The sequence below is a fragment of the Microbacterium bandirmense genome, assembly GCF_037204185.1.
Lineage (GTDB): Bacteria > Actinomycetota > Actinomycetes > Actinomycetales > Microbacteriaceae > Microbacterium > Microbacterium bandirmense.
In genome coordinates this window covers 254015-267641 of the sequence record NZ_JBBDGM010000002.1, presented here as the reverse complement: position 1 = coordinate 267641, position 13627 = coordinate 254015, and the positions used below count along the sequence as shown (strand labels likewise).

Below are 13627 nucleotides of genomic sequence, written 5' to 3'. Positions count from 1 at the left end.
GCTTCAGCTCACCGAGGCCCCTCCTGCTCGACAGGAGGGGCCTCGGCCGTCTCCGGATCGGATGCCACGGCATCGGGCCCGCGCGGAGGGTACACCCACGTGACGAGCACGACCGAGATGATCATCAGCAGGAACCAAGAGCCGAGCTTGCTGATCGAGACGAGCTGCCACCCGTCGAGCTGATCCGGATACGCCCAGGCGCCGGCCCACGTGCCGATGTTCTCGGCCAGCCAGATGAAGAACGCAACGCCGGCGAACACCGCAAGCAGCGGCAGCCGCAGCACCCGCACGCGGATGCGCGCGTACATCACGGTGCGTCCCCACAGCAGCACCACCGCGATGAGCAGCACCCAGCGTGCATCCCACCAGAAGTGGTGCGTGAAGAAGTTCGCGTAGATCGCGGCGGCGACGATCGCCGTCATCCAGAGTCGCGGGTACCGCGAGAACCGCAGATCGAACAGACGGTACACCCGCACCATGTACGAGCCGACAGCCGCATACATGAAGCCACTGAACAGCGGGACGCCGCCGATGCGCAGCATCCCCTCCGCGGCATACGCCCACGAGCCGACGTCGGTCTTGAACAGCTCCATGATCGTGCCGGTGATGTGGAACAGCACGATCACCCGCAGCTCGCGCACCGTCTCCAACCCGAACACGAGCATCGCCACCTGGATCAGCACCGCCGCAAGCGTGAGCAGATCATTGCGGGCCAGCGCGGCATCGTCGGGGTAGAACAGGCGGGCGGCGATGATCACCACCAGCAGAGTCGCCCCGAAGGCGCACGCCCACGCCTGCTTGAGCACGAACACGACGAACTCGATCAGCGCGGCGCGCACGCCCTGGGCGGCCGCGTCCTGCAGCATCCGATCGGCGACTCTGTCGATGCGCTGCTCGAGCGCGGTTCCCCACTGCATGCCTCGGACGGTATCGATCCCACCCGATAGTTCGCTGGGCCGGCTACGCGTACCGCGGCGGGGTGCCCGAGGCGCGCTCAATGATACGCGCCACCATCTCGTCTGAGGTCGTGTTCTCACCGGGACGGTTCGGCTTGCCGGCCATGCCGTGATAATCGCTGGATCCGGTCACGACCAGGTCGTGGCGGGCTGCGAGCTCGCGCAATCGAGCCTTGCCCGGCTCGGTGTTCTCGCGATGGTCGATCTCGAACCCGGCCAGTCCCTCGGCGATCAGGCGCTCCAGATACGGCACGGGCAGCATCCGATCGCGACCCGACGTCACAGGGTGAGCGATGATCGCCACTCCCCCGGCGTTCGTGATCAGCCGCACCGCGGTCAGCGGCCCCGGTGCGTAGTGCGGTTCGTAGTAGCCGCTGCGGGGATGCAGGATGCCCTCGAACGCGTCGGTGCGGTCGCGGGCGAAGCCGCGGGCGATCAGGGCGTCGGCGATGTGCGGGCGGCCCACGGTGGCATCCGCGGTGGTGTGCGCGAGCACATCGTCCCAGACCAGCTCGTAATCCCGGGCGATGTTGCGAACGATGCGCTCAGCGCGCCCCACCCGGTCGCTGCGGATGCGCTCGGTCTCGGCCATCAGCGCCGGGTCGGTCGGATCGAAGAGGTATCCGAGCACGTGCACACTGCGCCACTCGTGTTTGGCTGACAGCTCCATACCCGGCAGGAAGGTCATCCCGAGGTCGCCGGCGGCGGCGCCCGCCTCGTCCCACCCCGTGGTGCGATCGTGGTCGGTGAGGGCGAAGGTGCGGATGCCATGGGCGTGCGCCTGGCGCACCACCTCGGTGGGCGACTCGGTGCCGTCGGAGTGATTGGAGTGCAGATGCAGATCACTCGGCCCCGCGAAGCGGAAGGGCGCACCTGAGGTCATCCTCCGAGCGTACCGCCAGGGCTGTCACAGTCGGCTCGCTTAGGCTTTCAGGCGATGCTACGTGTGTTCGGAATCCTCATCTCCGTGCTGTTCGCGATCGCGACGGCCGTACTCGTGTGGCCGCAGTTCTTCAAGGTCGAGACGACGTTCCCGATCGCGCAGATCGTGGCGTCCCGCTCTCTGCTGATCGTCGCCTTCCTGGTGATCGCCGTGCTGGCCGTGCTGCTGATGTTCGCGCGGCCGCTGCGCGGCTTCGCAGCATCCATCCTCATCATCGCCCTGCTGGGAGCGGGGGCGAACGGCGCGGTCGGTGCGCTGCGCGGATTCGGCTCGGACACGCTGCCGCAGAAGTCGGATGCCAGTGTGCGCGTGCTGACGTGGAACACGGCCGGTGCCGCCGTCTCGGCGGAGAAGATCGCCGGAGTCATCGACGAGCAGCAGGTCGACATCGTCGCGCTGCCCGAGACCTCGGAGGAGGTCGGCGAGCAGATCGCGATCATGATGCGCGAAGCGGGCAACCCGATGTGGGTGCACCACGTGAACATCCGTCCGGATGTGGAGAACGGTCCGCAGGCGTGGCAGACGACGATCCTCATCGCCGCCGATCTCGGCGAGTACTCGGTGATCGAATCGTCCACGGATGGATCCAGCAATACCGGCTCGGTGCCGAGCGCGGTAGCCATGCCGGTCGATGGAACGGGGCCCACGATCGTCGCCGTGCACGCGGTCGCCCCTCGCGCCGCCGCCATGGAGAGGTGGCGGTCGGACCTGGCCTGGATCGCCGATCAGTGCCCCGACGGAGATTTCATCCTGGCCGGCGATTTCAACGCCACGGTCGACCACATGGCCGGGCTCGGCATGGGCGGCGGCACGATGGGCCGCTGCCGCGACGTCGCCTCGAACACCGGCAACGGCATGGTCGGCACCTGGCCGGCGGAACTGCCGCGGCTGCTGGGCGCGCCGATCGACCACGTGATGGCGAGCGCGAACTGGCGGGCGTCCGGTTCGGTCGTGCTCGAGGACTCCGGCGGCAGCGACCACCGAGCACTCGTGGCGCAGCTCGAGCCCGCCGAGTCGGGTCCCTGAGCTCGTCGAAGGTCCCTGAGCTCGTCGAAGGTCCCTGAGCATGGCGAAGGGCGGGAGTGAGACAATGGAGATCATGAGCAGCGCAGACCACGACGTCGCCGTCGACACCCACGAAGAAGTCCCGGCCACCGCAGAAGACGAGCAGGCGAAGAACCCCCGCAAGCAGCCTTTCCCCCGCGGATTCCTCGACACCATCTCGACCGGATGGGCAGACCGCCCCGAGTCGACGCCGGCCGCCCGCGCCCAGGCGCCGTTCGCCGCCGCACGTCGCGCGAAGGTGTCGGCCGCGTTCCCGGGTAAGCGTCTGGTGGTGCCCGCAGGCTCGTTCAAGCAGCGCAGCAACGACACCGACTACCCGTTCCGCGCGCACTCGGCGTTCGTGCACCTGACGGGCTGGGCGAACGAGTCCGAGCCGGACTCGCTGCTGGTCTTCGAACCGACCGATGCCGGCCACGAGATCACTCTGTACTTCCGCGAGCGGGCCGACCGCACCACCAGCGAGTTCTACTCGGATGCCACGATCGGCGAGTTCTGGATCGGTCCGCGCCCTTCGCTGGCCGGTGTCGCCGCCGACCTCGATCTCGCGACCGCGCATGTCGACACGTTCGTCGCCGGTGACGACGACCTGGTCGTCGACGCGGACGCGGACCTGACCCGCTTCGTCTCCGAGCTGCGGCTCGTGAAGGACGAGTACGAGATCGCCGAGATGCGCCACGCGGTCGCGGTGACGGCATCCGGCTTCGACGACATCATCCGCGAATTCGACAAGGCCGTCGCGCATCCGCGTGGCGAGCGCATCGTCGAGGGCGTGTTCCACCAGCGTGCCCGCAGTGACGGGCACTGGGAGGGCTACGACACCATCGCGGCGTCCGGTCACCACGCCTGCTACCTGCACTGGACGCGCAACGACGGCGCGGTCGTGCCGGGCGATCTGATCCTCATCGACGCGGGTGTGGAAGTCGACAGCCAGTACACCGCCGACATCACGCGCACCCTGCCGGTGAACGGGAAGTTCTCGGACGTGCAGCGTCGCGTCTACGACGTGGTGCTCGAGGCGGCGGATGCCGCATTCGCCGCAGCCAAGCCGGGCGCGCGCTTCCGCGAGGTGCACGAGGCCGCGATGGACGTCATCGCCCGCCGCACCGCCGAGTGGGGCGTGCTGCCGGTGTCGGCCGAGGAGGCGCTCGACGCCGACAAGGGCGGCCAGCACCGCCGCTACATGGTGCACGGCACATCGCACCACCTCGGCATCGACGTGCACGACTGTGCGCAGGCCCGCCGTGAGATGTACTACGACGGGGTGCTGGAGGCCGGCATGGTCTTCACCATCGAGCCCGGACTGTACTTCCAGATCGACGACCTCACCGTGCCCGCCGAGCTGCGCGGCATCGGCGTGCGCATCGAGGACGACATCCTGATGACTGCGGAGGGCCCGGTGAACCTGTCGGCGGAGATTCCGCGGACCGCCGATGACGTCGAGGCCTGGATCGCACGGCTGAACGGCTGAATCCTGTCGCACATGCACGACGGCCAGCTGGTCGTCACTGAGGAACTCGCGGGCGAGCTGATCGTCCGCGAGTTCCCGCGTCTGGCTGGACTGCCGATCACGACGGTGTCAGGCGCCGGGACGGTGAACGCCATCTTCCGCATCGGGCCGGATGTCACGGCGCGCTTCCCGCTGGCATCCGCTTCTGCCGACGATCTCACCGTCGAGGCCACAGCGCTCAAGGAGTTCGCCGACGCCTCTCCGTTCCCCGCGCCGAGACCGCTCGGCATCGGTGCGGGCGATGAGCGTTATCCGTCAGCCTGGTCGCTGCAGACCTGGCTGCCCGGAGGGGTCGCCGATCCGTTCGTCGCAGCCAGGTCGGAGGCGTTCGCGGACGATCTGGGAGCACTGATCCTGTCGCTGCGGTCGGTGCCGGTGGGTGGTCGGGTGTTCGACGGGCACGGGCGCGGTGGCGTGCTGGCCGACCATGACGAGTGGATGGCGCACTGCCTCGCGCAGAGCGCCGGGATCGTCGACGTCGAGGGCGTGTCAGCGGCCTGGGCCGTGCTGCGTGACGTGCCGACCGTGGGCGAGCACGTGATGAGCCACCGCGACCTGACCCCGGCCAACCTGCTCGTATCGGAGGGCCGGCTCGTCGGAGTGCTCGATGTCGGCTCGTTCGGCCCGGCCGACCGATCGCTCGACCTCGTCTGCGCGTGGCACCTGCTGCACGAGGGTCCGCGCCGGAGACTGCGCGGCATCGTGGGGGCGTTGGACGACGAATGGCGACGCGGCGCGGCATGGGCGCTGCAGCAGGCCATGGGACTCGTCTGGTACTACGCCGAGTCCAACCCGGTGATGGCCGAACTCGGCCGCAGCACCGTGTCGCGGGTGCTGAGCGACCGGGACGTCATCGGGTGAGTTCACCGGGCATCATCGTCTTCGACCTGGACGGCACGCTCGTCGATCAGCTCTCCGCCGTGCGGCGTTGGACCGACGAGTTCATCGTCCGGCACGCCGCCGACCCGGCTCTGTCTCCGTGGATCACCCGCGAGTTGACGGCCCGCGCCCCCAAGGACGAGGCGTTCGCGCGCATCGCGGAGAAGGTGCCCGCAGCCGGGCATCCCTCCGAGATGTGGCAGGAGTACCGCACCCGAATGCCGGAACTCGTCGAACTGTTCACCGGAACTGCAGATGCACTGCGCGGCTTGCGGCAGGCAGGTTGGGTGCTCGGCATCGCCACCAACGGGATGACCGATAACCAGGCCGGCAAGATCAGGCGCACCGGCCTCGATGCGCTGGTGGACGGCTGGGTGGTGTCGGCGGAGGTCGGGGTCCGCAAGCCGGATCCGCTTCTGCTCACCGCGCTCGCCGCGCAGCTCGGCGTCCCTCTGCACGGCTGGATGGTCGGAGACGGCCTGGAGTCGGATGTCGAAGTCGGCCGCCGCGCGGGTCTGCGCACGGCGTGGGTCAGCGCCGCGAGTGGGTCTGCTGATGCCGATCTCACCGTGCCAGACGTCGCGGCATTCGCCGACGCGATTCTCAGGCGCTGACGGCGAGGCCCGCGGCGCGCAGCGCCTCGCGCAGCCCGTCGATACCGGTGAAGTGGTGCGTGGGCATGCCGAGCGCGGCAGCGCCGACGAGTTTGCTCGCGGAGTCGTCAGTGAAGAGCACCTCGTGCGCCTTGAGCCGAAGAGCGTCGAGCACGTGCTGAAAGGCGCGCACGTCCGGCTTGGCGAAGCCGATCTCGGCTGAGTTGAAGACGGCGTCGACGCGGGTGACGATGCCGAGTTCGCGCAACTCGGCGGGGATCGTGTCGGTGCCGTTGGTGAGGATGGCGGTGCGGATGCCGGATGCCCGCAGCTGATCGCTGAGCATCAGCATCCGCTCGTCGGCCACCGACGGGTGCGCCGCCCACTCGGCCGCGGCAGCGAAGTTCTCAAGCTGCGCGCCGACGCGTAGCATCCACTCCTCGCGCGGGATCGCGCCGGTCGTGACGGCGGCGAGCAGCGTCGGTTCGAACGCCGCCGCGTGGATGCTGCCGCCGGCGAGCCCGTTCCGCTCCTCGATCTGCGCGACGAGTGCGGGATCGAAGTGCCGCAGCACTCCATCGAGGTCGAAGACGACGGCGCGGATCATGCATCCATCGTGTCAGTCGCGTGGCGCGCAGATGTACAAGGCGGGTTCCCGGTGTCAGCGTCCGCCCCTAGGCTTTCGCCGTGGAATCCCTGATCGAGATCAACGGCACGCACTTGTTCGTCGACGAGCGCGGGCGCGCCGACGGCCGGCCGCTGCTGTTCATCCACGGAGGTCCTGGCAACTCGTGCTGGGACTTCATGGCATCCGTCGGCGATGCGTTCGCCGCGCGCGGCTTCCGGGTGATCGGCGTGGATCAGCGCGGCGTGCTGCGCTCGGACGTCTTGCCTCATGAGCCGGGGCTGACGGTCGACGTACTGATCCGCGACTTCGAGGCGCTCCGAGAGCATCTCGGTCTAGAGAACTGGACGGTCATCGGCCACTCGTCGGGTGGTGCCTACGCGTTCGACTACGCGCTGCAGCATCCCGACCGAATCGATGCGCTGGTGCTGGACTGCCCCGCGCTCGATGCGGATGCCACCGATCGATTCCGACTGCCGAAGGCGGCGGCGCTGCTCGACGAGGCGGCGGGTTCGGATGCGGACGGCGGTGCGGCGCTTCGCGATGCGGCGGCGGAATGCCGTCGTCTTGCGACGCTCGACCGGCGGCTGACTGCCGACGACCGCACGTGGGGGGCGATGCTGCCGCTCGGCCCGCACTACCTCGACCTCTTCCTGCACGACGCGTCGACCCGTGCGCGGTACGAGCGGCTGATGGGCGCGGCGCCGGACCACCTCGACTGGGGCAAGGGCATGTCGCACCTGCCGCTCATGGCCGAGATGTACCGCGACCAGACACTGCAGCTGACGCAGCTGACCGTGCCGTCGACCCTGCTCATCGGCGAGAGCGACATGGTCGCCCCGCCCGTTGTGCGGGACGTGTACCGCGCGGCGACCGGGCATGATGTGGTCACGATCTCGGATGCCGGACACTTCGCGTTCGTCGAGCAGCCCGAGCGCTATGTGGACGCCGTCGCGCGATTCCTCGACGCGCCAGGAGAGGGCGCCGCGTGATGCGCCCCCGTCGGTGAGCCTGAGAGGATCGACTGTGCCCATCCGATTTCCGCGTCCCCTTCGCCCAGGCGACACCATCGCCATCACCTCACCCTCGAGCGGTGTCACCCCGCAGTACTGGCCACGACTCGAGGCGGCGATCGCGGGGCTGCGCGATCGTGGCTATGAGGTCGTCATCGGTGAGTGCATGGACGGCTCGTCACCCGTCAGCGCAGCCGCGGTCGACCGCGCTCGCGAACTGACGGACTTCCTGACCGATCCGCGGGTGCGGGCGGTCGTGCCGCCATGGGGCGGAGAGCTGGCGATCGATCTGCTCCCGCTGCTCGATTGGGATGCCATCTCTGAAGCGGAGCCCACCTGGTTCGTCGGCTTCTCCGACATCTCCACGCTGATCACCCCGCTGACACTGCGCACCGGCATTGCGACGCTGCACGGCAGCAACATGATGGACACGCCCTACCGTCCACCCGCCGGACTGCTGCACTGGCTCGACATCGCCACGCTGGGCCCTGACAGCACGTTCACACAGACGTCTCCGGGGCGGTTCCGCGCGCATGGCTGGGACGATTACGTCGGGCACCCCGAGGTCTCGGAGATGACTCTGGATTCGTCCGGATCGTGGACGCGCTTCGACGACGGCCCCGGTGCCGTGGATGTCTCGGGCCGCCTGATCGGCGGCTGCATCGACACCCTCTGCAACGTCGCCGGCTCGCCATTCGGCGAGATCGCGGAGTTCGCGCGCCGCTTCGCGCCGGAGGGGCTGCTGGTGTACATCGAGGCATCGGGTGACGACGACGCCGTGGCGATGTGCCGCCAGCTGCACGGCATGCGTCTGGCGGGCTTCTTCGAACACGCCAACGCCGTGCTCGTCGGCAGGACGCGGGCTGCCGACGAGCCGCACATGACCGTGCGTCATGCTGTTCGTGACGCCCTGGGTGGGCTCGGCGTGCCCATCATCGGCGATGTCGAATGCGGCCACGTGCAGCCGTTCATGCCGATCGTTAACGGTGCGCTCGGGCGCGTCCGCCACGGTGCCGGCGAATCGAGCCTGACACAGACCCTTGTGTGAGTGTCCGATCTCACGAGATTTGTCGGTTGGTGAGACTGAGCATCCCCGCAGTCGGTTTCGGCACGGGGTTCCGGCAGGTGGGAAGGTGAGCTGAGGAAACCGTCCGCGGGGCTAAGCGCGGTTCCACTCTGGTAGTGGGTACTCACTGATGGGAGGTTGCGTGGCAAGGACCACGATCAGCGGCCCCAGTACAAGGATCGTGCTCAGCCCGACGACGATCCAAACCGTAGCTTTCCGCGCGCGCGTCGGGCGTTCGCCGCGCAGCCCCATCGGCATGGCAGCTAGCAGCAACACGACCCAGACCACGAGTGCGATGATGCCCATCCCGATACCGATCGCCCGCTCGCCGTCATCCGAATCGGAGTACTCGATGACCGTCAGACCTGGGCCCGCCAACGTGAGGCCGGATACTCCGAGCATCAGATCGCCGAGAAGTCCGAAAAGCGTCGCTAGGATGGCGAGGGAGACAACGCCGACGATGCGCATGGCGTTCATTTTGTCACGTGACGGGCACATCAGCCCAAAGCCGGACGATCACTCCCGGGGGATTACAGTGGGCGGTCACCCACCCCTCCTGAGCAGGTGTGCTGCACCGTAGCCAGCGTCAGGAAAAGAGCTGGCGAAGCGCGTCGAGGTCGCCGGAGTCGACGATCTTCTGAACGGCGTCGATGGTTTCCTCGTTGGTGAACATGCCCTTGAGGGTGTCGTTCTAAATTGCCCGCACGGCCCGCGTCAGCTTCGTGATCTTTCCGTGATGCACAGAGGCCGGATTCGGCCTCGTACGGGCGTTCGAATGTCGGTGGCTGCTGGTGCAATAGACATATGGCAGCGCTGGCGGATGTGACGGTGGAGCAGGTGACCACGCTCGATGAGCTGGTCGACCTGGCCCGTGACCTGGAGCGCTCGATCAGCAGCCTGCAGGCGGCCCGAGACGGCGTGCTGGCCTTGGCATCGCGGTGGGCGCTGAGCGCGGCGGGGGATGCTGATGAAGCCGACATCTCGATGCGGGCGGTGGCCGCGGAACTGGCCACGGCGCTGCGGGTGAGCGACCGCACCGTGCAGCGGCGCATGCTGGCCGCCGAGCTGGCGGTGGAGCGGTTCCCGCTGGTGTGGCAGGCGCAGGGCGCCGGGCGGATCAGCGCCGGGCACGCCCGGGTGATCATCGACGCCGGCGAACACATCGAGGATCCCGACGCTCGGGCGGAGTATTCGGCGCGGGTGCTGGAGTTCGCCGAGGACGAGTCGCCGAACCGGGTGCGCCCCGTCGCGGAGCGGATCGCCCAGCAGTACCAGGCCCGCACGATAGAGGAACGCCATCAGGACGCGCGCGAGCAGCGCAGTGCCTGGGCGAAGGATCACCCTGACGCGATGGCCGAACTGCACCTGTACGGCCCCTCCGCGCTGATTCATGGGGCGTTCGATCGGCTCACCACCATGGCCAAGGCCGACTCCGAAGCAAGCGCCGCCGGTTCAGACGACGATGGCTCGGATCCGCGCACCCTGAACCAGAAGCGCCTCGACATCGCGATGGATCTGCTTCTGACCGGTGCACCGACCGGACATGACACCGAAGACGGTCTGCTTTCCGCGATCACTGCGAACATCAGCATCACCATCCCCGCGCTCACCCTGATCGGGCGTGCGGGCGGTATCGCGTCACCCGCGGCAGAGTTGGACGGGCGCGGACCGATCGACCCGCACACGGCACGACTGCTCGCCGGGGCCGCGTCCGGGTGGGATCGACTGCTCACCCACCCGTTCACCGGCGTGCTGCTGGCCACCGACCGATACCGGCCCGGCCAGAGACTGCGACGGCAGCTGCGGGCGCGCGATCAGCGCTGCCGATTCCCCACCTGTCGGATGCCCGTGCGCGACAGCGACCTCGATCACACCCACGACGCCGCGCTCGGCGGACCGACCGAAGAGGGAAACCTCGCGGCGCTGTGCCGGCGACATCACACCCTCAAGCACCACTCCCCCTGGCACGTCACCCAGCTCGGCGACGGGCTGCTCGAATGGACCAGCCCCACCGGCCACGCGTACATCGACAAACTTCCGCCGCAGAACACCGTGACGTTCGCCGATGCCGATCCCTCCGCCGATGCACAGGTCGATCTCGAGTCGGACGACCCCGGCGACCACCACGACCCCTGGGCCGCGGTGCCGGCCGCTGCGCTCGCTCCCTTCTGACCGTGACGAGCTCTCCCTTCTGAGCCCGAGAACCGGCGTCTAGGGTTGCGGTTGTGCCGGTCTCACGTCTCACCCGCATCGCGGCAGCAGTCTGCGCCGCAGCATCCGCCGTCTGGCTGTGGGCGGAATACGTCGACAGGCGGGCCAGCAGCCGCCGACTCGGCGCGCCTGCCCCGATTTCGACCACCGCGAGCCGCCGACCACCCACCGGCGGACCGGCAGTCGGCAGCCCACGCACCGACGTCGTCGTCGTGCTCGGCTTCCGCAACCGCGGCGAGCGCGCGAACATCGTCAACCGGTTCCGCGTGCGCGCGGGCATCCGATCGCTCGACCCGACGACCGCACAGCAGCTGCTCGTGCTCTGCGGCGGCGCGGTCGGCGGCGAGATCACCGAAGCGGAGGTCATGCAGCGCTATGCGCGCGACGTGCTCGGCTTCGCCGGGCCGATCGCGCTCGATCCCGACAGCCGCTCGACCTGGCAGAACATCGCCAACGCCCTCCCCCACCTCGAGGACGCCGACACCATCAAGATCGTCTCCAACGCCCCGCACGCCGAGCTGGGGCGCGAGATCCTCTGGCGGCAGCGTCCGGACCTCGCGAGCAGACTGGTCCGCGGCGGCGAGCATCGGTTCGGCGAAGCTCCCCTGCTGAAGATCCTCGGTGCGCTGCGCGCACTGCAGTCACGACTCTCCGGCGCCTGGCGCACGGCATCCGAACCACGCCGCTGAGTCCCTGAGCCCTTGGGCCCGCAACCGGGGGGCGGCGCCCACTCAGGCAGCAGCGTGCTCCGCGATGAACGCCGCGACCAGCGGCGCAAGCGACGCACCCACCTCGTCGGCAGGACGCTTGTTGCCCTTCACCTCGAAGGAGTGCCCACCTCCGTCGATCCACTCGATCCGGGCATCCTGACACGATGACACCGCGTCCTCGAGCTGCGACAACGGCTGCACGAACGGGTCATTCGTGCCCTCCACGAACAGCTGCGGCGGGCGCACCGCGGGCAGATGCTCGACGCGCGGCTTCTCGGGCTTCCCCGGTGGGTGCAGAGGGTAGCCGAGGTACACCAGCCCATCCAGCTCCACACCCTCGGCCGACGCCATCGATGCCATCCGCCCGCCGTACGACTTGCCGCACGCCCACACGACGGCATGCGGCTGCTCGGCGCGGATCGCGTCGACCACCACCCGCCACGTCGCGATCGCGTGCGCGGCCGGGCCCGGCATGCGCCGCCCCGCCTCGACATACGGGAAGTTGAACCGCAGAGTCGTGAATCCCTGCTCGCGCAGGGTGTCGGCGAAGCCGACGAGGAACGGATGCCCCATGCCGGCGCCCGCGCCGTGGGCGATCGCCACGACACCGCGCGATGTGCCCGCGGGCTGCTCCCAGGCCGTCGTCACCCGCACTGCACCGCTCGGCAGCGGCACCTCGACGATCACGACGGGCTCCGCAGCAACGGCAGCCGCACGACCTCGCCACGCCGGGCGCGGACGACTGCGGCGATCACGACGACGAGATGCACGACGCACACGATCGCATAGAGCGTGATCGGGATGCCCTGAGGGAAGAATCCCGAAGCCGGCGCGCTCGGCTGCGTCATGCGGATCAGACCCCACACCAGCTGCGCCACCAGCAGACCGGTCGAGACGATGAGGAAGAGTGCGCCCCATTGTCGTGCGGACGTCGCATTCGCCTTCGCCACTGCACCCTCACGGGCCAGTGAGCGGTATGAGGCGACCATGCCGCCGCCGGCCAACAGCGGACCGAGCAGAGGAAGCGGCAGCAGCACGAGCAGGCCCCACGCCCAGGCCGACACACCGGTCACGGGGCGGGGCGTTGACGTCATCGTCCCTCGGCGGGAGGCTCTTCGGCGCCACCCTCACCAGTGCCGGCCTGACCGGTGCCGGCATCATCGGCAGCACCAGCGCCGCGGGCATCCGCCGCACCGGCATCCGACGCGCCAGCAGCACCTTCAGCCTCCGCGGCATTCGGCGTCGAATCGGCACCAGGCGCGGCAGCCGGCGCAGGCGCCTGCGCAGCGGCGGGCGCGGGAAGGGGCGGCGGCGGGGGCGGAGCGGGAGCCGTGTGCGGAGCGGGAGCCGTGTGCGGAGCGGGAGCCGTGTGCGGAGCGGGAGCCGTGTGCGCAGCGGGAGCGTGCGCCGCGCCCGCCCCCGACGCCGCGGCAGCACCCTGGCCACCGTGGCTACCCTGAGCGCCCTGGCCACCCTGAGCGCCCTGGCCACCCGGCGTGATCCGCTCCCCGTACCGGGGCGGCTCGCTCAGGTCGACCGCGGGGCGCGGCGTCACCGGACGCTCCTGGCCGACCACCTGACGCGCCTTCGCGAGCGAAGCCGCCTGCACGCGCACCTCGTAGTGGTCGGCGAGCATCTGCGACACACTCGCGAAGTCACGCCGCCGGCGCACGATCGCATACGTGATCAAGCTCATGATCATGCCGAGCGCGACACCCACGAGCAAGAACCCGAGGAACAGCGAGAGCGGTGCATCCGGGTTGCCGAACAGCATGATCGCCGACAGCAGCAATCCGATCAGCACGCCGTTGATCGCACCCGAGCGTGCGGCGGAGGCGTAGCCGAGCCGTCCCGTCACCCGCTCCACCGTGCGCACGCCCTCACCCACGATGGCGATGTCGCGTGCCGGCACCTCGCCGGCGATCAGTTTCGACACCGTCTTCTGGGCGGCCTCGTAGTCGCGTGTGGAGACGATGACCTCGCCGAGGTCATTGCCGTTCACCGGGCGATTCAGCATGCTCATCCCGCCATTGTTCCATCGACGCCTGTGGGACGACAC

Annotated in this window: 15 protein-coding genes; 8 read left to right on the top strand and 7 right to left on the bottom strand. The window is 69.0% G+C overall.

From position 1 onward, the window contains the following. Window positions 1–8: 8 nt before the first annotated feature. On the bottom strand, window positions 9–917 hold the full coding sequence (locus WDU99_RS03355) for a DUF817 domain-containing protein (RefSeq protein WP_337331019.1): 909 nt from the start codon (window positions 915–917) through the stop codon (window positions 9–11). Between the two features lie 43 nt (window positions 918–960). Continuing rightward, window positions 961–1839, bottom strand: a complete 879-nt coding sequence (locus WDU99_RS03350) for a PHP domain-containing protein (RefSeq protein WP_337331018.1) — start codon at window positions 1837–1839, stop codon at window positions 961–963. 54 nt (window positions 1840–1893) lie between these two features. On the opposite strand from WDU99_RS03350, the gene WDU99_RS03345 reads away from it, so the two are divergent. From WDU99_RS03345 to WDU99_RS03330, 4 genes are all read left to right on the top strand, one after another. Next, complete coding sequence (locus WDU99_RS03345; protein ID WP_337331017.1) at window positions 1894–2925, top strand: endonuclease/exonuclease/phosphatase family protein; 1032 nt, start codon at window positions 1894–1896, stop codon at window positions 2923–2925. Between the two features lie 73 nt (window positions 2926–2998). Then, a complete protein-coding gene (locus tag WDU99_RS03340) occupies window positions 2999–4432 on the top strand; it encodes an aminopeptidase P family protein (protein ID WP_420063977.1) in 1434 nt (477 codons plus the stop codon). Between the two features lie 12 nt (window positions 4433–4444). Beyond that, on the top strand, window positions 4445–5332 hold the full coding sequence (locus WDU99_RS03335; RefSeq protein ID WP_337331015.1) for a phosphotransferase: 888 nt from the start codon (window positions 4445–4447) through the stop codon (window positions 5330–5332). Next, window positions 5329–5964: an HAD family hydrolase gene (locus WDU99_RS03330; RefSeq protein ID WP_337331013.1), complete on the top strand. Its 636-nt coding sequence runs from the start codon at window positions 5329–5331 to the stop codon at window positions 5962–5964. Before WDU99_RS03335 ends, WDU99_RS03330 begins: the two co-directional genes overlap by 4 nt. Here the strand turns inward: WDU99_RS03330 and WDU99_RS03325 are convergent. Further along, window positions 5954–6550: an HAD family hydrolase gene (locus WDU99_RS03325; RefSeq protein ID WP_337331012.1), complete on the bottom strand. Its 597-nt coding sequence runs from the start codon at window positions 6548–6550 to the stop codon at window positions 5954–5956. The genes WDU99_RS03330 and WDU99_RS03325 overlap by 11 nt on opposite strands. An 80-nt stretch (window positions 6551–6630) precedes the next feature. On the opposite strand from WDU99_RS03325, the gene WDU99_RS03320 reads away from it, so the two are divergent. Together WDU99_RS03320 and WDU99_RS03315 are read left to right on the top strand one after the other, a co-directional pair. Then, the gene (locus WDU99_RS03320; RefSeq protein ID WP_337331011.1) at window positions 6631–7560 is read left to right on the top strand and encodes an alpha/beta hydrolase; all 930 of its coding nucleotides are present in this window, start codon (window positions 6631–6633) and stop codon (window positions 7558–7560) included. A 34-nt stretch (window positions 7561–7594) separates the two neighbouring features. After that, a complete protein-coding gene (locus WDU99_RS03315; protein WP_337331010.1) occupies window positions 7595–8629 on the top strand; it encodes a S66 family peptidase in 1035 nt (344 codons plus the stop codon). 111 nt (window positions 8630–8740) lie between these two features. Here the strand turns inward: WDU99_RS03315 and WDU99_RS03310 are convergent, their stop codons facing one another. Continuing rightward, window positions 8741–9115 carry a hypothetical protein gene (locus WDU99_RS03310; protein ID WP_337331009.1) on the bottom strand — a complete coding sequence of 125 codons (375 nt, stop codon included), beginning with the start codon at window positions 9113–9115 and terminating at the stop codon, window positions 8741–8743. A gap of 336 nt (window positions 9116–9451) precedes the next feature. On the opposite strand from WDU99_RS03310, the gene WDU99_RS03305 reads away from it, so the two are divergent. Both WDU99_RS03305 and WDU99_RS03300 read left to right on the top strand, forming a co-directional pair. After that, window positions 9452–10819 carry an HNH endonuclease signature motif containing protein gene (locus tag WDU99_RS03305; RefSeq protein ID WP_337331008.1) on the top strand — a complete coding sequence of 456 codons (1368 nt, stop codon included), beginning with the start codon at window positions 9452–9454 and terminating at the stop codon, window positions 10817–10819. A 53-nt stretch (window positions 10820–10872) separates the two neighbouring features. Then, window positions 10873–11547, top strand: a complete 675-nt coding sequence (locus WDU99_RS03300; RefSeq protein WP_337331007.1) for a YdcF family protein — start codon at window positions 10873–10875, stop codon at window positions 11545–11547. 42 nt (window positions 11548–11589) lie between these two features. On the opposite strand, the gene WDU99_RS03295 is transcribed toward WDU99_RS03300, so the two are convergent. The 3 genes from WDU99_RS03295 to WDU99_RS03285 are packed head-to-tail and all read right to left on the bottom strand — an operon-like array spanning window position 11590 to window position 13591. Continuing rightward, window positions 11590–12252 carry an alpha/beta hydrolase family protein gene (locus WDU99_RS03295; RefSeq protein WP_337331113.1) on the bottom strand — a complete coding sequence of 221 codons (663 nt, stop codon included), beginning with the start codon at window positions 12250–12252 and terminating at the stop codon, window positions 11590–11592. Continuing rightward, window positions 12252–12662 carry a hypothetical protein gene (locus WDU99_RS03290; protein WP_337331006.1) on the bottom strand — a complete coding sequence of 137 codons (411 nt, stop codon included), beginning with the start codon at window positions 12660–12662 and terminating at the stop codon, window positions 12252–12254. The genes WDU99_RS03295 and WDU99_RS03290 overlap by 1 nt, the downstream gene beginning before the upstream one ends. Then, entirely contained in the window at window positions 12659–13591 is a 933-nt protein-coding gene (locus WDU99_RS03285; RefSeq protein ID WP_337331005.1) for a YflT domain-containing protein, read from the bottom strand. The genes WDU99_RS03290 and WDU99_RS03285 overlap by 4 nt, the downstream gene beginning before the upstream one ends. Window positions 13592–13627 lie beyond the last annotated feature (36 nt).